The sequence below is a fragment of the Streptococcus sp. HMSC062H02 genome (genome assembly GCF_001813005.1).
In the GTDB taxonomy this organism is placed as follows: Bacteria; Bacillota; Bacilli; order Lactobacillales; family Streptococcaceae; genus Streptococcus; species Streptococcus oralis_S.
Window position 1 is genome coordinate 327 of sequence record NZ_KV811126.1, and the last position, 280, is coordinate 606.

Sequence of the window (280 nt, forward strand, 5' to 3'; positions counted from 1 at the left end):
TTGGCTTGATCAACTTCTGAGTTTGTCGTCGCAGCGTCGATGTTCTTCTTGGCTTCATCTGCTTTCGCTTTGGCATCGGATTTCGCAACAGCTTTCTCTTCATCCGTCAAATCAGTGCGTGAATCAATTTCTGATTCCTTAGTTTTAAGGGCATCATCAATCGCTTGCTTGGCTGCTGGCTTACTTTGCGCAGTTGGACTGACTCCGTTAACTTCAGTAGTTCCAGTTGACTTAGCCTGGTCGACCTCTGCATTTGTGGTCGCAGCGTCAATGTTCTTCT

The 280-nt window shown here is 46.8% G+C and carries 1 protein-coding gene; it reads right to left on the reverse strand.

Features of this window, described 5'->3' with window-relative positions; genetic code table 11:
* The coding region (locus HMPREF2885_RS10355; RefSeq protein ID WP_070657468.1) for a DUF1542 domain-containing protein at positions 1–280 on the reverse strand (280 nt) is incomplete at both ends.